This is a genomic window from Herbaspirillum sp., from assembly GCF_035644555.1.
GTDB lineage: Bacteria > Pseudomonadota > Gammaproteobacteria > Burkholderiales > Burkholderiaceae_D > Herbaspirillum.
The window spans coordinates 28,087-49,248 of record NZ_DASQOH010000062.1; the positions used below are offsets into that span (position 1 = coordinate 28,087).

Genomic DNA, 21,162 nt, shown 5'->3' on the forward strand with positions numbered 1-21,162 from the left:
CCAGGTGGGTGGCCGGCGTGGGCGTTCATCATAAAGCGATTGACAGGATTCGGCACGAGCTGACCCTAGCGGGCGATATCGATGACCATCTTGCCCGGGCCTTGGGCTGCGGTCATGACGAAGAGAAAAGCTCGCATATTTGCCGGAGCCTGGTGATGATGGACCACGTGGAGTCGCTCGTGGCGGCCGCCCAGGCCGGTTGCGGCATTATCCGGCAGATGTCGCTGACCCTCGCGCCGGCCTTGCAGGAGGGCAGACTGCTACCGGTGTTGTCGGAATGGCAGGCGGCTGGTCCCGATATCGTCGCGCTCTGTCAGCCCACATGTCGGGAAACCGCCCAGGTGAAAGTTTTCATCGAATTTCTGCATGAGATATTCATATCGTGAATGACAAATCGCCCGCAATCCCCCGCAAATCCAGTCTTCATGCGGTTTTTGACGAAATCGATGTTATGCGCCACAGTAATGAAAAAACAGAATTTTTTTGATTTGTAATTACCTACTACATAAGTCGGGTATTTTCCGCTACAAATTTGCGTAAATTCTTTTTTATCGGGGTACAATCGCTGCCACTTTCTTGCATTCTCGACTGTCGAAGAGTGAGCAAAACCCGCCGCCGCCCACGGTGACGGGCAAGGTGGCCGGCCTCGGCGAGGCGGTCGCCATCGACAAGACCGTCGTCTCGCAGCCTGATGTGAACACCCCATCGCCTGGAAACGACGATCCTGCCGTGCCAACCGAATTCATCAACTTAATGGCATTGGAGGTAGCATATGAACCAACCCCTCATGGCAGGCATTCCCGCAGTGAACGCCCCCGCCTACGTCAAACACCAGAAACTGATCAACTGGGTCGCAGAAATTGCCGCGCTGACCAAGCCGGCTCGCATTTACTGGTGCGATGGCTCCCAGGAAGAATATGACCGCCTGTGCGGCGAGATGGTCGCCGCTGGCACCATGAAGAAGCTGAACGCCGAAAAGCGTCCCAACAGCTATCTGGCCTGCTCCGATCCGTCCGACGTGGCGCGCGTGGAAGACCGCACCTTCATCTGCTCCAAGAACAAGGAAGACGCCGGCCCGACCAACAACTGGACCGATCCGGCCGAGATGCGCCAGACCCTCAATGGCCTGTTCGACGGTTGCATGGCCGGCCGCACCCTTTACGTGGTGCCGTTCTCGATGGGCCCGCTGGGTTCGCCCATTGCCCACATCGGCGTGGAACTGTCGGATTCGCCCTATGTGGCGGTGAACATGCGCATCATGACCCGCATGGGCAAGGCGGTGTACGACGTGCTGGGCAGCGATGGCGAGTTCGTGCCTTGCGTGCACACCGTGGGCGCGCCGCTGGCCGCTGGCCAGAAGGACGTGGCTTGGCCCTGCAACGCCACCAAGTACATCGTGCACTACCCGGAAACCCGCGAAATCTGGTCCTTCGGCTCCGGCTACGGCGGCAACGCGCTGCTGGGCAAGAAGTGCTTCGCGCTGCGCATCGCTTCCACCATGGGTCGCGCCCAGGGCTGGTTGGCCGAGCACATGCTGATCCTGGGCGTGGAATCTCCGGAGGGCAAGAAGCATTATGTCGCAGCGGCCTTCCCCTCGGCCTGCGGCAAGACCAACTTCGCCATGCTGATCCCGCCCAAGGCCTTCGGCGGCTGGAAGGTCACCACCATCGGTGACGACATCGCCTGGATCAAGCCGGGTGCCGACGGCCGCCTGTATGCGATCAACCCGGAAGCCGGCTACTTCGGCGTGGCCCCGGGCACCAACGAGAAGAGCAACTACAACTGCATGGCCTCGGTCTCGGCCAATACCATCTTCACCAACGTGGCGCTGACCGATGACGGTGATGTCTGGTGGGAAGGCATGACCAAGGAAGCCCCGGCCCACCTGATCGACTGGCAGGGCAAGGACTGGACGCCGGAAATCGGCAAGGAAACCGGCCGCAAGGCGGCTCACCCGAACGCCCGCTTCACCGTGGCCGCCACCCAGAACCCGGTGATCGACCCGGCCTGGGACGATCCGGCCGGCGTGCCGATCTCGGCCTTCATCTTCGGTGGTCGTCGTTCCACCACCGTGCCGCTGGTCACCGAAGCCCGCAACTGGGTCGAGGGTGTCTACATGGCCGCCACCATGGGTTCGGAAACCACCGCTGCGGCCGTCGGCCAGCAGGGCGTGGTGCGTCGTGACCCGTTCGCCATGCTGCCCTTCGCCGGCTACAACATGAGCGAATACTTCCAGCACTGGCTGGACATCGGCAAGAAGATCGCCGCCTCCCCGGCCGAGCTGCCCAAGATCTACTGCGTCAACTGGTTCCGTACCGATGCCGACGGCAAGTTCGTCTGGCCGGGCTTTGGCGACAACATGCGCGTGCTGAAGTGGATGCTGGACCGTATCGAAGACCCGCAAGGCGTCAAGACCGGCGGTGTCGAGCACCTGTTTGGCGTCACCCCGCGTTTCGACGACCTGCAATGGGAAGGCCTGGACTTCAGCGCCGAGCAGTTCTCCACCATCACCTCCATCGACAAGGCCGCCTGGGTCAAGGAACTGGAGCTGCATGCGGAACTGTTCGACAAGCTCAAGCACAAGCTGCCGCCCGAACTGCAGGGCGTGAAGGACAAGCTGGAGAAGAAGCTGGCAGCCTAAGCTGACCGGCACGGAGAAGACGAGAGGCGCCTGCCGCAGCGATGCGGCAGGCGTTTTCTTTTGCGGATCAGCCGTGTATCAGCCGTGTATCAGCCGTGTATCAGGCCGGCCAGCGCCTGACGCAGCGTGGCCGGCAATTCCACTGGCCGGCGCGTAGCGCGATCCACATACACATGCACGAAGTGGCCGCGTGCCGCCGTCAGCTCTTCCCCAGCCTTGAAGATCCCCAGTTCGTAGCGCACGCTGCTGCGCCCCATGTGTGCCACCCGCACACCGACCTCGATCGCATCGGGAAAGGCGACCGACGCAAAATAATTGCAGTGGGTCTCGATGACCAGGCCGATGACTTCCCCGCGCTCGATATCCAGCACGCCCTGTTGCACCAGGTAATGGTTCACTGCGGTATCGAACCAGCTGTAGTAGACGACATTGTTGACGTGACCATAGACGTCGTTGTCCATCCAGCGGGTCTGGATCGGGTGGAAATGCGGAAAATCGGCGCGCTGGCCGGCTTGCGGTCGGGAATCACTCATTTCGGGGGGGACCTCAGGATTGGTCGGCTTGTGCGGCTGCACAAGAACGGCATGCATGCAGTAACATTGCTCCCACTTTCGTCGCCCCGGTGTGCAGGGCAGCGGCGGAAGTGTTCCATCTTAAGCGATCGATATCGGATTTTGGCCAGCGCCGCGCTTGCATCCACACGCTGCGACGCCATGTAATCCTGGTGGCCGGCCATTTGCCGGCTGCCGTCGGCCCCGATAGCCTCGCCCGCAAGACTGATAGTTAAATCCAATCAAAAGTATTGATTAAATAAAATTGATCTATTTTGTTTGGCGTTCTACTATTCAACCCATCGCTTCACTCAACCCCCCTTAAAAGGAAATCGACATGTCCCTGATCAACACCACTATCAAACCGTTCAAGGCAACTGCTTACCACGATGGCAAGTTCGTCGACATCACCGAAGCCACCCTGAAGGGCAAGTGGTCCGTGTTCGTGTTCTACCCGGCGGACTTCACCTTCGTGTGCCCGACCGAACTGGAAGATCTGGCCGACAACTACGCTGAATTCAAGAAGCTGGGCGTTGAAGTCTATGGCGTGTCCACCGACACCCACTTCGCCCACAAGGCATGGCACGACACCTCCGACGCCATCAAGAAGGTCCAGTACCCGCTGGTAGGCGACCCGACCGCTACCCTGGCACGTAACTTCGAAGTGCTGATCGAAGAAGAAGGCCTGGCACTGCGCGGCACCTTCGTGATCAATCCGGAAGGCGAAATCAAGGTCATGGAAGTGCATGACAACGGCATCGGCCGTGACGCTTCGGAACTGCTGCGCAAGGTCAAGGCTGCACAATACGTCGCCTCGCACCCGGGTGAAGTCTGCCCCGCCAAGTGGGAAGAAGGCGCTGCCACCCTGAAGCCGTCCCTGGATCTGGTCGGCAAGATTTAATTACCGATTGGGCTACTGCGCGGCCCGATCTCTGCGCTGCGATGCTCACCGTACTGAAGTACGGTTGCGCTTCTCCCGCAGACCTCGGGCCGCTCGCTACGCCCACTCGGCAATTAAATTCAGTTAGAAATTATCCTGTAGTACCTGTCTGGAGCGGCCCCTGTGGGCCAGCGGCGGATCCCCACAAGGGCCAAGCCGTGCTCCAGAAGACTCGAATCTCCCAACTAGGAAGTAATCATCATGCTTGATGCCAATCTCAAGACCCAATTGAAGGCCTATCTGGAAAAGGTCAGCCACCCGATCGAGATCGTCGCGTCGCTCGATGATGGCGCCAAGTCCCGTGAGATGCAGGAACTCCTGCAGGAAATCGTGCTGCTGTCGGACCGCATCAAGCTGGTCGAGCAACGCGACTCCAGCGCGAACGCACGTACCCCGTCGTTCACACTGAACCGCCCCGGGACCGATATCAGCGTCGAATTCGCCGCGATCCCGATGGGCCACGAATTTACCTCCCTGGTGCTGGCCCTGCTGCAAGTGGGCGGGCACCCGATCAAGCTCGATGACAAGGTCATCGAGCAGATCAAGAACCTGGATGGTGACTACAGCTTCGAGACCTATGTCTCGCTGACCTGCCAGAACTGCCCGGAAGTCGTGCAGGCCCTGAACGTGATGTCCATCATCAACCCGCGCATCCGCTCGGTGACCATCGATGGCGCGCTGTTCCAGGGTGAAGTCGAACAACGCCAGATCATGGCCGTGCCGACCGTGTACATGAATGGTGAAGTGTTCGGCCAGGGCCGTACCGGCGTGGAAGAAATCCTCGCCCGTCTGGACACCGGCGCCGCCGCCCGCAAGGGTGAGGAATTGAGTGCCAAGGAAGCCTACGACGTACTGATCGTCGGCGGCGGCCCCGCTGGCGCGGCTGCTGCGATCTACGCCGCCCGCAAGGGTATCCGTACCGGTGTGGTGGCCGAGCGTTTCGGCGGCCAGGTACTCGATACGCTGGCGATCGAAAACTTCATCTCGGTGAAGGAAACCGAGGGCCCGCAATTTGCCACCGCGCTGGAACAGCACGTCAAGGCGTATGACGTCGACATCATGAACGTGCAACGCGCCGAGGCCCTGGTGCCGGGCGACAAGCTGATCGAAGTGAAGCTGGCCAACGGCGGCGTGTTGAAGGGCAAGACCGTGATCCTGTCCACCGGCGCCCGCTGGCGCAACGTGAACGTGCCGGGCGAGCAGGAATACAAGAACAAGGGCGTGGCCTATTGCCCGCACTGCGATGGTCCGCTGTTCAAGGGCAAACGCGTGTCGGTGATCGGCGGCGGCAACTCGGGTGTGGAAGCGGCCATCGACCTGGCCGGGATCGTCGCCCATGTGACCCTGATCGAATTCGCTGCCGAGCTGAAGGCCGATGCAGTGCTGGTGCGCAAGCTGAAGAGCCTGCCCAATGTCACCATCGTGACCTCGGCGCAGACTACCGAGATCACCGGCGACGGCCAGCGCGTCAACGGCATCAGCTACAAGGAGCGTGACACCGGCGAGGTCAAGCACGTGGAACTGGAAGGCGTGTTCGTCCAGATCGGCCTGGTGCCCAATACCGAATGGCTGAAGGGAACGCTGGCGCTGTCCAAGCATGGCGAGATCGAGATCGATGCCCGCGGCCAGACGTCGATCCCCGGCGTGTTTGCAGCCGGTGACGTGACCACCGTGCCGTTCAAGCAGATCGTCATCGCCGTGGGTGCTGGCGCCACTGCAGCCCTGTCGGCCTTCGATCACCTGATCCGCTCGTCGGCCGACGACGTCGCGCCGGCCGTGACCCAGGAAGCCGTGGCTGCCTGAGCATCATCGCAGTCCTGAGCAAAACGCCACCGGTTCGATGCCGGTGGCGTTTTTGTTTGTGGGATGCCTGCATCGGAGTCGGCATCTCACGCATTTCACGCATCGCATGCCTACCCAGGAGGCATAAAAAAACGCCATCGATTGCTCGATGGCGTTTTGCTGGGTGCCCAAGCAGCCGGAATACCTGCTTACTTGAACATCAGGCGCAGCGAATCCCAGGCGCGGCCGATGAAGCCGGCCGGTCCGACCGATTCCAGTGCGACCACCGGCAGTTCTGCCACGGTCTTGTCATCGATGGTCACCTTCAGGGTGCCGATCTTGGCGTTTTCCGAGATCGGGGCGATCAGCGGGTCGTTGCGATCCAGCTTGGTCTTGACCTTGTCGGCCGTGCCCTTGGGGATGGTGATGTAGACGTCGTTCTTGAAGCCGACCTTGATCTTGCTCTGCGAACCCTTCCACACATCGGGGGTATCGACCGGCTGGCCCTTGGCATACAGCTTGACGGCGTCGAAGTTCTGGAAGCCCCAGTTCAGCAGCTTTTGGCTTTCCTGCGTACGGACCTGGTCGGAGACGGTACCAATCACCACCGAGATCAGGCGGCGTTCGCCGTTGGGTACCGGGCGATGGGCCGAGGTGATCAGCGAATAGCCGGCGCTGGAAGTGTGACCGGTCTTCATGCCGTCCACTGTCGGATCCAGCCACAGCAGCCGGTTGCGGTTGGGCTGGGTGATGTTGTTGTAGGTGAACTTCTTGACCGAGTAATAGCGCTTGTAATAGTCGGGGAAGTCGTTGATCAGGTTGCGGCACAGGATCGAGAGGTCGCGCGCGGTGGTGTAGGTATCCGGGCTGGGCAGACCGTGCGGGTTGCTGAAATGGGTATTGGTCAGGCCCTGGCGCTGCGCCTCGCGGTTCATCAGTTGCACGAAGGCGTCCTCGGTGCCGGAGACGGCTTCGGCCACGGCCACGGCGGCATCATTGCCGGAGACCGAGATCAGGCCATACAGCAGGTTGTCGATGGAGACCGGCTTGTTGGGCTCGATGAACATCTTGGAGCTGCTCGGGTCGACTTTCCAGGCATTGACCGAGACGTTGACTTCCTGCTCCAGGCTCAGGCGCTTGTCGCGCAGGGCGGCGAAGGCCAGGTAGGCGGTCATCAGCTTGGTCAGGGAGGCCGGCTCCACGCGGGTGTCCGGATCGGCGGAGGCGATCACCTGGTTGGCCGAGGCATCGAGCAGCAGCCAGCTCTTGGCAGCCACGGTAGGCGGCGGCAGACTCTGGGCGGAAGCGGTAAGGGCGGAAACGGAAAGGACGGTTGCGGCGAGCGCCGCGAGAAGCTTTTTCATCGGTGCCTAAGAAAAATTGCCAGCACGGGGGGACATCGTAGCTGTTGGTTTGAAAAGAGGGTAAGGCAGGGCAGGTTCAGTTTGAGGCGGCAGCGTGGCGAAGGCGCCGAGGACACCGGGCCGGCTGCACGCACTGAATTATAAACGTCATGTGGCTTCGTTCCCAATTGAATGGATCTTCACCCCGAAAATCCCCTCACGAAACCGGCATGGCGCCCTGTGCTTCACAGCGCCGCCATGCCTTCGGGCCGTCGGTGAAAACGCTCAGGCCTGAAGCTGCGCCGGGCGGCGATGCCAGCTTTCGACCACGACGTTCTTGATATGTTGCAGCTTGCGGTGAAAAAAGTGGTCCGATCCCGGAATCACGACTACCGGCAGTTCCTGCGGGCGGGCCCAGTCCAGCACGGCGGTCAGGGGAATGGTGTCGTCCTGCTCGCCGTGGATCAGGATGGTGTTGGCCGGAGCCGGTGGCATGGGCCACTTGCCGGCGGCGGTGCCGACCAGCACCAGGCGCTCGGCGGCCGAGGCCGCATCCTGTTGCAGCAGGCGCTGCTGCAGTTGGGCCTGGACGAAGGTACCGAAGGAAAATCCGCCCAGCGCCAGCGGCAGGTCCGGGTACTGGCTGCGCATGTGTTGCAGCAGCAGGGCCATGTCGTCGGTCTCCCCGGCGCCATGGTCGTGCACGCCTTCGGACTTGCCCACGCCACGGAAATTCATGCGCACTGCCACATAGCCGAGCGCCAGGAAGGTGCGGGCCAGGGTCTGCGCGACCTTGTTGTCCATGGTTCCGCCATAGAGCGGGTGGGGATGGGCCACCAGGGCCAGGCCGACCGGGGCGGCGAAGAGTTCGGGGTCAGGCAGGTCGAGTGCGCATTCGAGCTGGCCGACGGCACCTGCGATCATGAAATTCTGGGTGTGTGCGTTCATGGCTTGCTAGCTTGCTAAACAGGGGGGAGCGGAGAGGCTAGATCTTGAGGCGATCGACGACCTTGCCACCGACGATGTGGCTGTCGATGATCTCGTCGATGTCTTCGTTGTCGACGTAGGTGTACCAGGTGCCTTGCGGGTAGATCACCACCACCGGTCCTTCTTCGCAGCGCTCCAGGCAGCCGGCCTTGTTGATGCGCACCTTGCCGGGCGCGGACAGGCCCAGCTGCTTGATGCGTTTCTTGGCATGTTCCTGGGCGGCCTGGGCGCCCTTGTCGGCGCAGCAGGTGCGCTCACCGGGCTTGCGCTGGTTCAGGCAAAAGAAGACGTGGTGTTCGTAGTAGGGTTGATCGCTCATGGATGAAGACCTCTGGACAGTGGCGACGCTGCCGACGCAGGCCGGCAAAGCGTCAATGATACACCCCGCTCAGACTTGCCTGCGGTGCACCGGATGGAACAGGAACCAGATCGCCAGGAAGGGCCACAGCACCGACAGGAACTGGGCGGCACCGTCGAAGTTGAGGAACTTGCCCTGGACCCAGGTCTCCAGTGTGGAGAGATAGTAGGGGTTGGCTGGCACCGCATTGGTTACCACCAGGCTCAGGATCAGCGCCAGTGCGGCGATGCGCCGCTGCGCCGTGGGCGGGGCCCAGATCAGTCCGGCAATCATCAGGGTGCCCAGCATGATGCCGCCCACGGCGCTGGGCGAAATCCATACAAACGCATTCTGCGGCGCGAAGAACAATGCGCAGGCCAGCGACTTGGCGGCGATGCAGGCCAGCAGGTAGAGCGCCACCAGGCGCCGTCGCGGTGCCTGCCGGCGCAGCAGCAGCAGGAACAGCAGGGCCGCGCCGGTCAGGCCGCAGGCGGTGACGATGACATCGGCCAGCCAGTATTGCTCGGCACTGAGCTGGGCGCTGTTGAGCCAGCTGGTGGCCAGGTCGATGGGAGTGTCCAGCAGGTCGGAGAAGAAGGCCGACAGCGGTGGCACCAGATGGCCCAGGCCGAACAGGTGGTTCTGCGGATAGATCAGCGCCAGCGGCCACAGTCCGGCTACCGCCAGGCCGCGGCTGGCCTCGCCCGAAAACCAGCGCCGCCGCACCAGCAGGAAGCGGCTCTCGTGCAGGAAATAGCGGCTGCACAGCGCGCCCAGCAGGGCCCCCAGGGCGGTGCCGGCGGCGTTGGTGAGCAGGTCCAGGTTGGACGATACGCGGGTCGGCAGGTAGGTCTGCACCGCCTCCATGCCCGCCGACAGCAGCACCCCCGCCAGCGTGGCAGGCCAGATCGCCTGCCAGGGCCGGATGCGCGGATACATCGCCAGCACCAGCAGCGCGCCCAGCGGCGCGTAGCCGGCGACATTGGTCCACACGTCGAAGACGGTCCAGTAGTAGGGCAGCCGCGCCGTCAGGTAGTCGAAGGGGCCGAGGCCCATGTCGCGCCAGCCGGAGAAGGGATACCAGCTGGCATAGACGATCAGCAGCGTATAGACCAGCAGGCTGACCCGCGCAAATGCCGACGCCACCGGCGCGGCGGGCGCAGGTGCGGCACTGGAAGCTGGGGCAGCGCGTGGGGCGGCGCGCTCGGCGGAGTCGGACGGGGCGGGCATGCGCCAGAGGGTAACCGATTTCGCGGCGGTCCGCGCCGCTCCGCCCGCCGGCGCGGCGCGGACCGCCGCACTGGCGCGCTCTGCCGTTACAATGTGGGCCATGACTCTGACTTTTCCCATGCCCGCCGAATCCGATTCGGTACCGCTGGTGCGCCCCGAGCGCATCGGCATGCTGCTGGCCGGCTCCGATCGCGAAGGCCAGCAACGCATCGATGTCGAGGCGGTGGTCCAGACCGGTTCCACCAACGTCGACCTGATGCAGCGCCTCAGTGGCCTGCACCGCCCCCTGCTGCTGGTGGCCGACCGCCAGACCGCCGGGCGCGGCCGGTCCGGTCGTCCCTGGCATACCGTGCCCGAGGATTCGCTGACCTTTTCGCTGGCCTGGCGTCTGCAGCGGCCCACCCATGCCCTGCTGGGTTTGCCACTGGCCGTTGGCGTGGCGCTGGCCGAGTCGCTGGAAGTGTTCGGCGTGCGACCGCAGCTGAAATGGCCCAATGACGTGCTGCGCGATGGCGCCAAGCTGGCCGGTATCCTGATCGAGACCGCATCCGACGGCCGTCGTGGCGATGCCACCTGGGCTGTGATCGGCATCGGCATCAACCTGGCCGTGCCGCCGGGTCTGGCCGATGAGCTGCAGCGTCCGGTGGCGGCCGCGCCTGAACTGCATCGGGCGCCCCGCGAGACGGTGCTGGCCATCATCACCAGTGTGCTGTCCGGCGTGCTGGAGGAGTTCGAACAACGCGGCTTCGGTGCCTTCGTCAAGCGCTGGCAAGCCTTCGATGCCTATGCCGGCCAGGCCGTGAAGATCGTCGACAACGGTCGCGTGGTCCATGAAGGGACCGCTGTCGGGGTGGACATGATGGGCCGCTTCCTGATGGATACCGAGGCCGGCCAGGTCGAGGTGCTGGCCGGTGACCTTTCGCTGCGCCTGCAGGACGGATGATGCTGCTGGTCGACGCCGGCAATACCCGCATCAAGTGGGCCCTGTCCGATCCGCGCCGCGCCATGCCGGGCGGCTGGCTGCAGCAGGGCGCGGTCGAGCGCGCCGAGGTGGCCACGCTGCTGCAGGCCTGGTCGGCCATGGCGGTGCCGGCCGCCGGCATGCAGGTGTGCGTGTCTAATGTGGCCGGCCCGGCATTGCGGGACAGCCTGCAGGCCATCTTGCAGGAGGCTTTCGGGCCGCGCGTCATCGTCGAATGGTTTGCCTCCACCGCCGAGCGTGCCGGCGTGCGCAACGGCTATCGCCATCCCGGCCAACTCGGTTGTGACCGTTTCGCCGCCGCCATCGGTGCGCGTACCCTGTTTCCGGACCAGGAATTGCTGGTCGCCACTTGTGGCACGGCCACCACCATTGACCTGCTCAGTGCCGCCGGTGTCTTCGAGGGCGGCATGATCCTGCCCGGCTTCGGTACCATGGCGACCTCGCTGGCGCTGAACACTGCACAACTGCCGCGCATCGATGGCGCCGGACCACCGGAACAGGTGTTTGCCGACAATACGGTGGACGCCATCGTTTCCGGTTGTATCGCCGCCCAGGTCGGCGCGATCGAACATGCACTGGCGCAACGGCGGCTGGCGCGGCCGCAGGCGCGGGTACGCTGCCTGCTGGCCGGTGGTGCGGGCGTACTGCTGGCGCCTTACCTGGCCCTGGGCGATACGCCGCTGGAAAAGGTGGATAATCTGGTGCTGGTCGGCCTGCAGACGGTCATGAACCATGGGCGCTGAAGTCAGTCCATCGCGTCAGGCGAATCAACCAAGGCAAGGAAAGACAAGGCACGGATGAAGCTGAAACTGCTTTTTTGGCTATTGCTGGTCGGTAACGTGGTCCTGTTCGGATTGCCGCGTGGCTATTTCGGTGCCAGCGCCACCGAAAGGCGCGAGCCGCAGCGCCTGGCCGAGCAATTGCATCCGGAACTGTTGAGCGTGCTGCCGGCCAACAGCGAGAAGCTGGTGTCGCAGCTGCGCGCGCAGCCGCCGGCCAGCCAGCCGGCTGGCGCCGAAGCGATGGCTGCCGCCCCCGCTGCACCTGCCGGCGCTCCTGCCACTACCGCCACCGCAACGGATCCTGCGGCCGCCACCCAGGCGGTACCCGCTGCTCCGGCCGCGGGTGCCTCCCAGGTCGCTGCCGTCACCCCCTCCTGTACCGAGGTCGGCAACTTCACCGCCACCGACGCCCGGCGCTTTTCGGCCCAGCTGGCCAGTCTCAACCTGGGCGACAAGGTGGTCCAGAAGCTGACCCAGGACGTCACCAGCCACATGGTCTACATCCCGCCGCAGGATGGCCGCGAGGGGGCCGAGCGGCGCACTGCCGAGTTGCGGCGCCTGGGGATCGGCGATTTCTACGTCATTCCTGACAGTTTCCCCAATCCGGCGCTGCGCAATGGCGTGTCGTTGGGAATCTTCCGCACCGAGGATGCCGCCAAGGCCTATGTCGGCCAGCTCATCTCGCGCGGGGTGCGCAGCGCGCGCATCATCGCCCGGCGCTCGGGGGCCGGCAAACAGGTGTTCCAGCTGCGTGACCTGAGCCCGGAAGCACGCACTGCGCTGGACAACATCAAGAGCGCGTTCCCGGACCAGGAAATCCGCGCCTGCACCGCCTGAGCGCGGCGGCGTTGTCTGGATCGGACACGCCGCATGTTGCGCTGCGAAGACGGGCGGCTTTCCATGTAAAATCCCGTCCCTAACCGCTTCACCCCCATCACCCCATCACCCATTCATCATCGCATCGACAGGACATTGCCATGACCACCGACCTGACCAACGTAGCCCCCCAGATCAAAGCCGAAATCCTGGCCGAGGCGCTGCCGTATATCCGTAAATTCCACGGCAAGACCATCGTGGTCAAGTACGGTGGCAATGCGATGACCGAGGAAAGCCTCAAGCACGGCTTCGCCCGTGACGTGATCCTGTTGAAGCTGGTCGGCATGAACCCGGTGGTGGTCCACGGTGGCGGCCCGCAGATCGATGCAGCGCTCAAGAAGATCGGCAAGCAAGGGACCTTCGTGCAGGGCATGCGCATCACCGACGAAGAGACCATGGAAGTGGTGGAATGGGTGCTGGGCGGCGAAGTGCAGCAGGACATCGTGATGCTGATCAATCACTATGGTGGCCAGGCGGTGGGCCTGACCGGCAAGGACGGCGGCCTGATCCGCGCGCGCAAGATGCAGATGCCGGACAAGGAGCATCCGGGCCAGTTCCTGGACATCGGCTACGTGGGCGAGATCGAGGCGATCAACCCGGCGGTGGTCAAGGCGCTGCAGGATGATGCCTTCATCCCCATCATTTCGCCCATCGGCTTCGGTGACGACGGCCAGGCCTACAACATCAATGCCGACGTGGTGGCCGGCAAGATCGCCGAGATCCTGCATGCCGAAAAGCTGATCATGATGACCAACATCGCCGGTGTCCAGGACAAGGCTGGCAATCTGCTGACCGACCTGTCGGCCCGCGAGATCGACGAGATGTTTGCCGACGGCACCATTTCTGGCGGCATGCTGCCCAAGATTTCCTCGGCCCTGGATGCGGCCAAGTCGGGCGTGAACACGGTGCACATCATCGACGGTCGTATCGAACACTCGCTGCTGCTGGAAGTGCTGACCGAGCAGGCCTTCGGGACCATGATCCGTTCGCACTGATGCTGGCCTGAGCGGGCGGCAGCAACAGCAAAGGGATGCACTGCGGTGCATCCCTTTTTTTTGTGGGTGTTCAGTACAGTTGCCGGACCGTTAATCCGCGCCTGGCCAGCAGCTCAGGTACGCTGTCAGGGCCGGTCAGGTGCAGGATGCCGATGCCGGCCACCGCCCCGTCCTGGCGGTGCAGCAGGTCTGCCACGCCGGTCGCCAGGCCGGGGTTGCGCTGTTGCAGCAGGGTCGTGAGCGTGAAACGGGTGGCAAAGCTGTCATCCTGGCGCATTTCGTCGAGGGCAGCCTTGAAGCCGGGGCTGTCGGCGTGCCGCCAGGCGTCCACCAGAGTATCGAGCTTGCGGCTCAGGCCAGCGCCTTCCAGCTCCTGCAGGGTATCGGCCAGGAACCGGGCCTGCTGGGCCTGGCTGAGGTGGGCGAACAGGCTCATCTGGCGCTCGGCGCCTTCCAGTTCGATCACCTTGCCGCCGTGGGCGCGCACGGCGGCGGCCAGATGGCTGTCCACGGCGAGGTCGGTGCGGTAACCGTGGTGCAGGTATTCCTGCACCGTCAGCACCATGGCCAGCATCCACGGCCGCATCGCCTGCATGCCCTCGGGTGACAGCCCGTAGCGCTGCAGCGCGGCCAGCGTGCGCTGCGCCAGGGCGGGATCGAGATGGTCCTGGAAGCGCTGCCCGGCGGGATAGAGTGCATGGCGCTGCAGGGCGCTCTGCAGCGCGCCGGCATTGTCGGGGTCCAGTTCCAGCGCCAGGACCGGCGCGCCGGCCAGGGCCTGCTGCAGGCGCGGTTCCAGCGGATAGAAATCGGCTGCGCCGACATGGATGGTGCCGAACAGCAGCAGGCGATGGCGCCCATCCGAGACTTCGAACAGCGCGCCGCGCGGCGGCGCAGCCGGTGCCGCATCGGCTGCGGGAGCGGCGCGGGCGGGAAGTGCGAAGTTAAAGCAGGACAGCCAGGTCAAACTCACTATAATCAGTCGTTGCATCAATCCGGTCACTGCTGGCCTTTCCATCCTAGCTTGCTGAAGGCGCGTCTACGCTTGTCGCGGGGCGCGCCCGTTCGATTCATGGCGTCCAATACTACACCGCTCTGGCTGTTCGATCTCGACAATACCCTGCACAACGCTTCGCACGCGATCTTCCCGGCCATCAACACCAACATGAACCGCATCATCCAGCGCGTGCTGGAAAACGACGGGCAGCCCAGCGACGAGGCGGCGGTGAACTATCTGCGCCGGCATTACTGGAAACTGTACGGTGCCACCCTGCTGGGCCTGGTGCGCCATCACGGCATGGATATCGACGAGTTCCTGCACGAGGCCCACCTCTTCGATGACCTGCCCGGCATGGTGCGCGCCGAGCGCGGCATCGGGCGCTGGCTGCGGCAGCTGCCGGGACGCAAGATCCTGCTGACCAATGCGCCGCGCCGTTATTCGCACGAACTGGTGCGGCATCTGGGGCTGCACCGGCACTTCTCGCACCACATTTCCATCGAGAGCATGCACGTGCATCGCCAGTTGCGGCCCAAGCCGTCGCGGCTGATGCTGCGCAAGCTGCTGGCGCGCCACAAGATCGCGCCGCGTCGCTGCATCCTGGTCGAGGACACCGTGGACAATCTGAAAAGCGCCCGTGAACTTGGTGTACGCACTGCCTGGGTGACCCAGTACCTGCGCGGCAGCCAGGCGCTTTTGGGGCATATGGGCGGGCAACGCGCCTTGAGTCGCTTACCGGGTTTCGTTGATGTGAAGGTCCGTTCAGTGCGGCAATTGCCGCGTCGGCTGGCGGCGCTGGGAGCCGTGCGCTAGGTGGGGTCGAGTGGGCGAAGCAGCCCGACTCGTCTTAGTCGGCGCAATCGGCGCACCAGCCCTTGATGGTCAGCTCCACTTCATGGCTCTGGAAGCCCTTGCCCAAGGTCTTGCGTAATGCCGACTGCAATTGCGCGGCGGTGGAGCGATGGCGATCCGCATCGGGCAGCACGGTGGCCAGGAAGTCGGTGCCGTCGCTGGCATCCAGGCAAAACACGCGCTGGCAGCGGGTGCATTTGAAATGGCCGTGCTGGTGCTGCTTGCCGTGGGAATGGTCATGCAGGCCGTGTTCGGCGTGATCGGTGCCGGCGCTGTAGCGGAAGATGCGATCGTCGCTGGAGATCTTGTGCGCCAGGCCCGCCTCGGTCAGGCAGTCCAGGGCGCGGTAGAGCGTGACCCGGTCCATGTCGGCGAAGCGGTCCTGGATATCCTGATGGGAAGCGGCACTGCGGGTTTCCAGCAAGGCGCCCAGCACGTTCACGCGGGCCTGCGTCACGCGCACGCCGGCCTCGCGCAGCTGCGCCTCGGCCAGCGCCGCCACGGTTGCGGCTTGCGCACTGGGGCTGGCGGAAGAATGGTCGGCGGCTTTGGCTTTCATGGTCGGCATCTGCTGGAACGATCGATGGGCCAGGGCAACTGGCGGAGAAACAGGACGACGCAACGGGCGCCGTTCACCGTATTTTAGCCCATGCCGCCACCGCCCTTCGACGGCCACGGCGCGGTGACCTATTTGTCGCCGCTCTTGCGGGCGCGTGGATGGGCCTGGTCGTAGACCTGGGCCAGGCGCTGGAAGTCCAGCGCGGTATAGACCTGGGTCGCGGTGATGGAGGCATGGCCCAGCATTTCCTGCACGGCGCGCAGGTCGCCCGAGCTTTGCAGCACATGCGAGGCGAAGGAGTGACGCAGCATGTGGGGATGCACGTCGGAGGCCATGTCCAGGCCCTTGCCGTGCGCCTTGAGCCTTAACTGCGTGACCCGCGGCGACATGCGGGCACCGCGCTCATTGAGGAACAGCGCATGGCAGTCGGGGCCGAGGTCGGCGCGCACCAGGGTGGCGCGCAGCGGCAGCCAGTCGCCGATGGCCTGCAGGGCGGCCTGCCCGACCGGTACCTTGCGTTTCTTGCCACCCTTGCCGGTGACGGTGACCTCGGCTTCGCCCAGATCGATCCAGCCGGCCGATGCATAGCGACCTTCGCGGATATCGGCCACATCAATCCCCACCAGTTCGGAGACCCGCAGACCGCTCGAATAGAGCAGTTCGAACATGGCACGATTGCAGGCCGCCAGCGTGGAGTCGGGATCGCGTCCCGGTGCATTCTGTGCCACCAGGCGGATGGCATCGTCGGCGGCCAGGGCCTTGGGCAGGGGTTTGCTTTTCCTGGGCGGCTTGATGCCATCGACCGGATTGGCCGCTAGTGCGCTGTGCAGCGAGAGCCAGCCGAAGAAACCGCGCCAGGCCGACAGCTTGCGCGAGATCGAACGTGCATTCAGGCCGCGGGCATGCAGTCGGGCCGCACATTTGCGGATCTGGGTCTGGGTCACGCGATGCAGGTCGGGTTCGGCTGCGGCGGCCGCTTCGTCGGCGGGCGCCAGCAGGCTGCGCAGTTCCTTCAGGTCGCGCCCATAGTTGTCCAGCGTATGCGGCGACAGCTTGCGCTGTGCGCGCAGGAAGGAAAGATAGTGATCGATCAGGGCAGAAGCGCTGCCATCCATGGCGTCATCCTTGACGGTGCCAGGCTGCACGGTCTGGTGCGGGCCGATGCCGCCGTGCATGGGCTCAGCGCAGCAGGCAAGCCAGCGCCGCGCTGCCGGTCTCACCGATGCGGGTCAGGAAATCAGTCCCCATGTCGGAAGTAAAGCGGTTGGGGTCTGGCGAGCCCAGCACCAGCAGGCCGAAGGCTTCCGGCGAGGCGCCCACGCGCAGTGGCAGGATGGCGACCGACTTCACCGACGCCGCATCGTCCAGCCAGCTGGCGGCCTCGAATTCCTTGTTGGGGCCACAGAACGGCGCCGACAGGCCATTGGCGAAGATGCGGGCATCGTCCGAGACTGCCTGCGTCGCCCAGTTGCCGGCATGGCTTTCACCCAGGTTCCAGAGACGCACCGTCACTTGCGGGACGTGGAATATCTCCTGTAGCTGGCTCACCAGCACGCGCGGCAGATCGGCGGCATCGCGCGTGAGCAGCAGGGCGCGGCTCCAGGCCTGGAACTTGTTGGTGATCTCGTCGTTTTCCTGGGCGATACGCATCAGGTCGGCCATGCGCAGCTCCTGAACACGGATCTTTTCGCGCAGGATCTCCATCTGACGCTCCTGCAGCGAGACTGCGCGGCCCATCACCGGGCTGGTCAACTTGATGGTCGAAAGCAGCTCGGCATGCTCCTCGAAGAAATGAGGATGGTCCAGCAGGTAGTCGGCAATCAGGTTGGAATCCAGTTCGGAGGTCATCGTCGAGGGTCTGTGAGTGAGGTACCAGCGGCAGGCAAAAGGTGGCGTGCCGGAAATATCGCGAGATTATCCTCGCTATCGGACATGCTGACAATCATCGCCGGCGCGGGAAGCTCGCCGTGTGTCGCTCGGGGCAGCACCAAAGAAAAAGGCCTGCATGATTGCTCATGCAGGCCTTTTTCGTTCCAACTCAGGCTCAATTCAGGTTGAAACCGGCACATTTATGCCAGTTTCAGATCCATGAATTAGAACTTGTGACGGATACCAACGGCAACAGCGGTTTGGCTGTCGCTGGCGTTGCCAATTGCAGCGGTACCGGTTGCATCGCCGAACACGCCGGTGTTGGCCATGTCGGTTGCGCGGATGTTAGCCACGAATGCGTACAGGTCGGTACGCTTGGACAGCCAGTAGTCGGTGCCCAGGCTGATTTGGGTCAGCTTGCCCTTGGAGGACGAGTTGAAGTCAGCACGGGTGTGGGTCACTGCGCCCAGCAGCTTCAGGGACGGGGTCAGGGAGTAAGCGGTACCCAGTTCATAGATGTCGGCCTTGTTGGCAGCACCCAGAGTCTTGGCAGCAACGGCGGTCGGCGAACCGGTGTTCAGGTCTTGCTTGACGCGCGAGTAGTTACCGTACACGCGGGCCGGGCCGAACTGGTAGGAAGCCACGACGTTCAGGCTCTTCAGGGCGCTGTTGCCAGCTTGAGCGACGCTAGCGGTCGACAGCAGGCTGGTGTCCGAAGGAGTTGCGCCTTGCTTGGACTGGTAGTAGTTGATGCCCAGACCCAGAGGACCGTTGTCGTACTTACCACCGATGCCGAAGGACTGACCAGCGGAGGTCTTGCCAGCGGTTTCGCCGAAGCCGTAGATCAGGTTACCGGTGAAGCCGCTCAGGTTGGCGGTGGTGTAGCTGATCGAGTTGTTGGTACGGGTACCTTCCAGGCGGTCCAGGTTGTGACCGACGGCGCCGGTGATGCCACCGAAGTCGTTGACGGAAGTGTAAGCCGAGATGGTGTCAGCGAAGTCGGTTTGACGACCGACCAGAACGCTACCGAAGCCACCGGCCAGACCAACGACCGACTTACGACGGAACAGGTTGGTAGCGCCAGGATCTTGGCCGTTCAGAGCGCCGTTGTCGTTGTTGAAGCCGGTTTCCAGTTGGAACAGAGCCGACAGACCGCCGCCCAGATCTTCAACGCCCTTGAAGCCGATACGCGAACCTTGGATGACGCCCGAGTTCAGACCGAACTTGCTGCCGGTGCTGCCGGTGCCGGCAGTGTTGACTGCCTTGCTGGTGTAGACGATACCGGTATCAACGATACCGTAGATAGTAACGGAGCTTTGTGCTTGAGCAGCACCTGCGAACGCGCCGAGGACGGCCAGTGCCAGCAGAGATTTTTTCATTTGACATCCTTCTATAAAAATAGTCTTGAGGATCCGTACTTCTGGTCGGATGGTGAGACATTAAGGGTTCTCATTTGGCGTGGCCGCAGATTGGTCACGTGGAGGGAGGAATTTTGGTTGAAAGCGCCAAAGAGCCGGATGAGTGTTGTTTTTTTCAAACGCTTTCCTGCCCGTCAATGCATGACAGGCAAATTTTGGCTTGCACCTTGTCACTCATTAACGGCAACTTGGGGCCAAACTTGATCCGGCCCGTCTCGTCAATGCTGTTGTTGTTTAAACGATGCATTTCAATAGTTTTCGAGACGATTTTAAAAAAATGTCGATTGTGGGGCATAATTTTGGCTTTCTGACCTGACGTGGAGGTCTGATGGCCAATCGCGAGGATCTAGCAATCATCCGCGCCGCGCGTGCCGGACAGGCACAAGCGCAATTGACGCTGGGCAAGCGTTACCTGTTTGGCGGCAATGGTTTGCCGCAAAGTGCCGGCACCGCCTTCCACTGGCTGGAGCGCGCTGCGCGCCAGGGGCTGGCCGATGCCTGGATGCTCATCGCCCAGCATATTCCGTATGAAGTGGTAACGCCGCTGGCCAGGCCGCAGGAGGCGGCGCAGTGGTACGAACGTGCTTTCGACGCCGGGCTGACCCGGGCCGGCCTGGTATTTGCGCGCCTGGTACTGGATCATCCCGGTGCCGGTGGCGCGGCGGATGTCGACCTGCAGCGCAAGGCCATCCGTGCGCTGGAAGTGGTCGCCCGCGAAGGTGATCCGGACGCACAGTGGCTGCTGGCGCGTCAGGGCGATCGCTTGCTGGCGCCGAAGGCGGCAGCGGTGGCTGCCGAGGCCGCTGCCGACCGGACGCCCGCGGAACCGGTGGTCAAGCCCGAGGATTTGCATCAATGGACCCGCAAGGCCGCCGATGCCGGCATCGAGCAGGCCCAGCATGCGCTGGCCGATGCGGCCTGGCGGCAGTCCGACTTCGCCGGCTTCCGCCAGCGCGCGCAGCCGCTGGCCGACGCCCTGTTGCGCCAGCATGAAGCGCTGGTGGCGCAGCTCAATGCTCCCTCCGACGCCCTGGCGGCGGCGCTGGGTGCGCAGAACATCCAGTTGCTGCGGCGTCTGGCTGAGGTGCATATGGCCGACAAGCGTCCGGACCTGTTGCTCGCCCAGCAATTGCTGGAACTGGCTGCGCTGGCCAGTGACCGCGATGCACAGCTGGCCCTGGGCCTGCTGTACGGGCGTATCGACCAGGCCGGCGTGCGCCGCTTTGCCGGCCAGGGGTCGGCCAACTACAAGAAAGCCGTCCGCTGGCTGACCCTGGCCGGGGAGCAGGGGATGGCGGCAGCCTGGTATGTCCTCTCGCGTATCTATCTGAAGCCCGAGTTTTCGCAGCGCAATCTGGCGGACGTGCAGCATTATCTGGAGCGCGCCGCAGAAATGGGCCACGTGGAGGCCCAGGTCGAGTGCGGCATCGGCGCCTGGCGCAACCGGCGCGATGAAGCGGGCAACGATGTGCGCGCCTTGTATTGGCTGCAGAAGGCGGCCACCCAGGGGGCGCAGCAGGCGCAGACGCTGCTGGACAAGGTCGCTGATCGTCCGCAGGCCGCCGAGTGGGCGGTGCGCGCACGCGCCCAGCTCAGCCGCGAACAGACCAATGCCCATCCATTCCTGGCCGCGCGCATCGAATTGGCGGCCCTGTTCGGCCTGACCCGGCCGGAAGCGCTGCTGATCGATCTGAAACAGGCCGATTGCGGCCACTGCCTGATGGTGGACATCCGCAGCCAGTATGCGCGCAGCAAGCGGCGCCTGATCCTGGTCGAGACCGGTGAGCAGCGCGGTACGCTCAACCGCATCGGACGCTTGTTCGAAGACATGGATTGCGGCCCCAGCGGCCCGGAGGGCAACTATCGTCAGCGCCTCTATCGCCTCAAGAGCGTGTTGCCGCAGACACAGGAAGACGACGAAGTGGAAGAGCAGGACCTGGCGGCCTGACCCTCTCGCCACCGGCGGCCCTGGCGTCCCAACGAAGAACGGCTTGCCGAAATTCATCGGTAAGCCGTTTTTT

The 21,162-nt window shown here is 63.6% G+C and carries 20 protein-coding genes; 10 read left to right on the forward strand and 10 right to left on the reverse strand.

From position 1 onward, the window contains the following. The first annotated feature begins 17 nt into the window (after positions 1-17). Together VE092_RS17305 and VE092_RS17310 are read left to right on the forward strand one after the other, a co-directional pair. Positions 18-386 (forward strand): LysR substrate-binding domain-containing protein, encoded by a 369-nt coding sequence (locus VE092_RS17305; RefSeq protein WP_324878879.1) that lies wholly within the window; start codon positions 18-20, stop codon positions 384-386. 386 nt (positions 387-772) lie between these two features. Then, positions 773-2,641 (forward strand): phosphoenolpyruvate carboxykinase (GTP), encoded by a 1,869-nt coding sequence (locus VE092_RS17310; protein WP_324878881.1) that lies wholly within the window; start codon positions 773-775, stop codon positions 2,639-2,641. Between the two features lie 89 nt (positions 2,642-2,730). On the opposite strand, the gene VE092_RS17315 is transcribed toward VE092_RS17310, so the two are convergent. Then, positions 2,731-3,174: a thioesterase family protein gene (locus VE092_RS17315; protein WP_324878883.1), complete on the reverse strand. Its 444-nt coding sequence runs from the start codon at positions 3,172-3,174 to the stop codon at positions 2,731-2,733. Between the two features lie 355 nt (positions 3,175-3,529). Here VE092_RS17315 and ahpC point away from each other — a divergent pair, with 355 nt between their 5' ends. Together ahpC and ahpF are read left to right on the forward strand one after the other, a co-directional pair. After that, positions 3,530-4,093 (forward strand): alkyl hydroperoxide reductase subunit C, encoded by a 564-nt coding sequence (ahpC, locus tag VE092_RS17320; protein ID WP_006461404.1) that lies wholly within the window; start codon positions 3,530-3,532, stop codon positions 4,091-4,093. A 240-nt stretch (positions 4,094-4,333) separates the two neighbouring features. After that, on the forward strand, positions 4,334-5,935 hold the full coding sequence (gene ahpF / locus VE092_RS17325) for an alkyl hydroperoxide reductase subunit F (protein WP_324878885.1): 1,602 nt from the start codon (positions 4,334-4,336) through the stop codon (positions 5,933-5,935). A gap of 188 nt (positions 5,936-6,123) precedes the next feature. Here the strand turns inward: ahpF and VE092_RS17330 are convergent, their stop codons facing one another. From VE092_RS17330 to VE092_RS17345, 4 genes are all read right to left on the reverse strand, one after another. Beyond that, entirely contained in the window at positions 6,124-7,278 is a 1,155-nt protein-coding gene (locus VE092_RS17330; protein ID WP_324878887.1) for a D-alanyl-D-alanine carboxypeptidase family protein, read from the reverse strand. A 264-nt stretch (positions 7,279-7,542) separates the two neighbouring features. Further along, complete coding sequence (locus VE092_RS17335) at positions 7,543-8,205, reverse strand: alpha/beta hydrolase (RefSeq protein WP_324878889.1); 663 nt, start codon at positions 8,203-8,205, stop codon at positions 7,543-7,545. 37 nt (positions 8,206-8,242) lie between these two features. After that, complete coding sequence (locus VE092_RS17340; RefSeq protein ID WP_006461409.1) at positions 8,243-8,563, reverse strand: (2Fe-2S) ferredoxin domain-containing protein; 321 nt, start codon at positions 8,561-8,563, stop codon at positions 8,243-8,245. 69 nt (positions 8,564-8,632) lie between these two features. Next, the gene (locus VE092_RS17345; protein ID WP_324878962.1) at positions 8,633-9,811 is read right to left on the reverse strand and encodes a VanZ family protein; all 1,179 of its coding nucleotides are present in this window, start codon (positions 9,809-9,811) and stop codon (positions 8,633-8,635) included. 100 nt (positions 9,812-9,911) lie between these two features. On the opposite strand from VE092_RS17345, the gene VE092_RS17350 reads away from it, so the two are divergent. The 4 genes from VE092_RS17350 (at position 9,912) to argB (ending at position 13,446) form a co-directional block, all read left to right on the forward strand. Beyond that, positions 9,912-10,754 (forward strand): biotin--[acetyl-CoA-carboxylase] ligase, encoded by an 843-nt coding sequence (locus VE092_RS17350; RefSeq protein ID WP_324878891.1) that lies wholly within the window; start codon positions 9,912-9,914, stop codon positions 10,752-10,754. Beyond that, on the forward strand, positions 10,751-11,536 hold the full coding sequence (locus VE092_RS17355; RefSeq protein ID WP_324878894.1) for a type III pantothenate kinase: 786 nt from the start codon (positions 10,751-10,753) through the stop codon (positions 11,534-11,536). Before VE092_RS17350 ends, VE092_RS17355 begins: the two co-directional genes overlap by 4 nt. A 54-nt stretch (positions 11,537-11,590) precedes the next feature. Further along, the gene (locus tag VE092_RS17360) at positions 11,591-12,412 is read left to right on the forward strand and encodes a hypothetical protein (RefSeq protein ID WP_324878896.1); all 822 of its coding nucleotides are present in this window, start codon (positions 11,591-11,593) and stop codon (positions 12,410-12,412) included. 140 nt (positions 12,413-12,552) lie between these two features. After that, entirely contained in the window at positions 12,553-13,446 is an 894-nt protein-coding gene (gene argB, locus VE092_RS17365; RefSeq protein ID WP_006465160.1) for an acetylglutamate kinase, read from the forward strand. A gap of 70 nt (positions 13,447-13,516) precedes the next feature. Here argB and VE092_RS17370 read toward each other — a convergent pair whose 3' ends face one another. Further along, positions 13,517-14,419: a TraB/GumN family protein gene (locus VE092_RS17370; RefSeq protein ID WP_324878899.1), complete on the reverse strand. Its 903-nt coding sequence runs from the start codon at positions 14,417-14,419 to the stop codon at positions 13,517-13,519. Between the two features lie 99 nt (positions 14,420-14,518). On the opposite strand from VE092_RS17370, the gene VE092_RS17375 reads away from it, so the two are divergent. Further along, on the forward strand, positions 14,519-15,256 hold the full coding sequence (locus tag VE092_RS17375) for an HAD-IA family hydrolase (RefSeq protein WP_324878901.1): 738 nt from the start codon (positions 14,519-14,521) through the stop codon (positions 15,254-15,256). 34 nt (positions 15,257-15,290) lie between these two features. On the opposite strand, the gene VE092_RS17380 is transcribed toward VE092_RS17375, so the two are convergent. The 4 genes from VE092_RS17380 to VE092_RS17395 form a co-directional block, all read right to left on the reverse strand. After that, the gene (locus VE092_RS17380) at positions 15,291-15,863 is read right to left on the reverse strand and encodes a Fur family transcriptional regulator (RefSeq protein ID WP_324878902.1); all 573 of its coding nucleotides are present in this window, start codon (positions 15,861-15,863) and stop codon (positions 15,291-15,293) included. A gap of 119 nt (positions 15,864-15,982) precedes the next feature. Next, complete coding sequence (locus tag VE092_RS17385) at positions 15,983-16,969, reverse strand: tyrosine recombinase XerC (RefSeq protein ID WP_324878964.1); 987 nt, start codon at positions 16,967-16,969, stop codon at positions 15,983-15,985. Between the two features lie 64 nt (positions 16,970-17,033). After that, entirely contained in the window at positions 17,034-17,702 is a 669-nt protein-coding gene (locus VE092_RS17390) for a DUF484 family protein (protein WP_324878904.1), read from the reverse strand. Positions 17,703-17,947: 245 nt separating this feature from the next. Then, positions 17,948-19,102, reverse strand: coding sequence for a porin (locus tag VE092_RS17395; RefSeq protein WP_324878906.1), 1,155 nt, complete (start codon positions 19,100-19,102; stop codon positions 17,948-17,950). A 367-nt stretch (positions 19,103-19,469) separates the two neighbouring features. On the opposite strand from VE092_RS17395, the gene VE092_RS17400 reads away from it, so the two are divergent. Further along, positions 19,470-21,089, forward strand: a complete 1,620-nt coding sequence (locus tag VE092_RS17400; RefSeq protein ID WP_324878908.1) for a hypothetical protein — start codon at positions 19,470-19,472, stop codon at positions 21,087-21,089. The last annotated feature ends 73 nt before the right edge of the window (positions 21,090-21,162 follow it).

What these genes read in the sequence shown, in the direction of transcription:
- VE092_RS17310 (WP_324878881.1), top strand. Translation starts at nt 773, where the DNA reads ATGAACCAACCCCTCATGGCAGGCATTCCCGCAGTGAACGCCCCCGCC.
- VE092_RS17380 (WP_324878902.1), bottom strand. Translation starts at nt 15,863, where the DNA reads ATGCCGACCATGAAAGCCAAAGCCGCCGACCATTCTTCCGCCAGCCCC.
- argB (WP_006465160.1), top strand. Translation starts at nt 12,553, where the DNA reads ATGACCACCGACCTGACCAACGTAGCCCCCCAGATCAAAGCCGAAATC.
- ahpF (WP_324878885.1), top strand. Translation starts at nt 4,334, where the DNA reads ATGCTTGATGCCAATCTCAAGACCCAATTGAAGGCCTATCTGGAAAAG.
- VE092_RS17360 (WP_324878896.1), top strand. Translation starts at nt 11,591, where the DNA reads ATGAAGCTGAAACTGCTTTTTTGGCTATTGCTGGTCGGTAACGTGGTC.
- VE092_RS17395 (WP_324878906.1), bottom strand. Translation starts at nt 19,102, where the DNA reads ATGAAAAAATCTCTGCTGGCACTGGCCGTCCTCGGCGCGTTCGCAGGT.
- VE092_RS17340 (WP_006461409.1), bottom strand. Translation starts at nt 8,563, where the DNA reads ATGAGCGATCAACCCTACTACGAACACCACGTCTTCTTTTGCCTGAAC.
- VE092_RS17390 (WP_324878904.1), bottom strand. Translation starts at nt 17,702, where the DNA reads ATGACCTCCGAACTGGATTCCAACCTGATTGCCGACTACCTGCTGGAC.
- VE092_RS17350 (WP_324878891.1), top strand. Translation starts at nt 9,912, where the DNA reads ATGACTCTGACTTTTCCCATGCCCGCCGAATCCGATTCGGTACCGCTG.
- VE092_RS17385 (WP_324878964.1), bottom strand. Translation starts at nt 16,969, where the DNA reads ATGGATGGCAGCGCTTCTGCCCTGATCGATCACTATCTTTCCTTCCTG.
- VE092_RS17345 (WP_324878962.1), bottom strand. Translation starts at nt 9,811, where the DNA reads ATGCCCGCCCCGTCCGACTCCGCCGAGCGCGCCGCCCCACGCGCTGCC.
- VE092_RS17330 (WP_324878887.1), bottom strand. Translation starts at nt 7,278, where the DNA reads ATGAAAAAGCTTCTCGCGGCGCTCGCCGCAACCGTCCTTTCCGTTTCC.
- ahpC (WP_006461404.1), top strand. Translation starts at nt 3,530, where the DNA reads ATGTCCCTGATCAACACCACTATCAAACCGTTCAAGGCAACTGCTTAC.
- VE092_RS17375 (WP_324878901.1), top strand. Translation starts at nt 14,519, where the DNA reads ATGGCGTCCAATACTACACCGCTCTGGCTGTTCGATCTCGACAATACC.
- VE092_RS17335 (WP_324878889.1), bottom strand. Translation starts at nt 8,205, where the DNA reads ATGAACGCACACACCCAGAATTTCATGATCGCAGGTGCCGTCGGCCAG.
- VE092_RS17400 (WP_324878908.1), top strand. Translation starts at nt 19,470, where the DNA reads ATGGCCAATCGCGAGGATCTAGCAATCATCCGCGCCGCGCGTGCCGGA.
- VE092_RS17355 (WP_324878894.1), top strand. Translation starts at nt 10,751, where the DNA reads ATGATGCTGCTGGTCGACGCCGGCAATACCCGCATCAAGTGGGCCCTG.
- VE092_RS17315 (WP_324878883.1), bottom strand. Translation starts at nt 3,174, where the DNA reads ATGAGTGATTCCCGACCGCAAGCCGGCCAGCGCGCCGATTTTCCGCAT.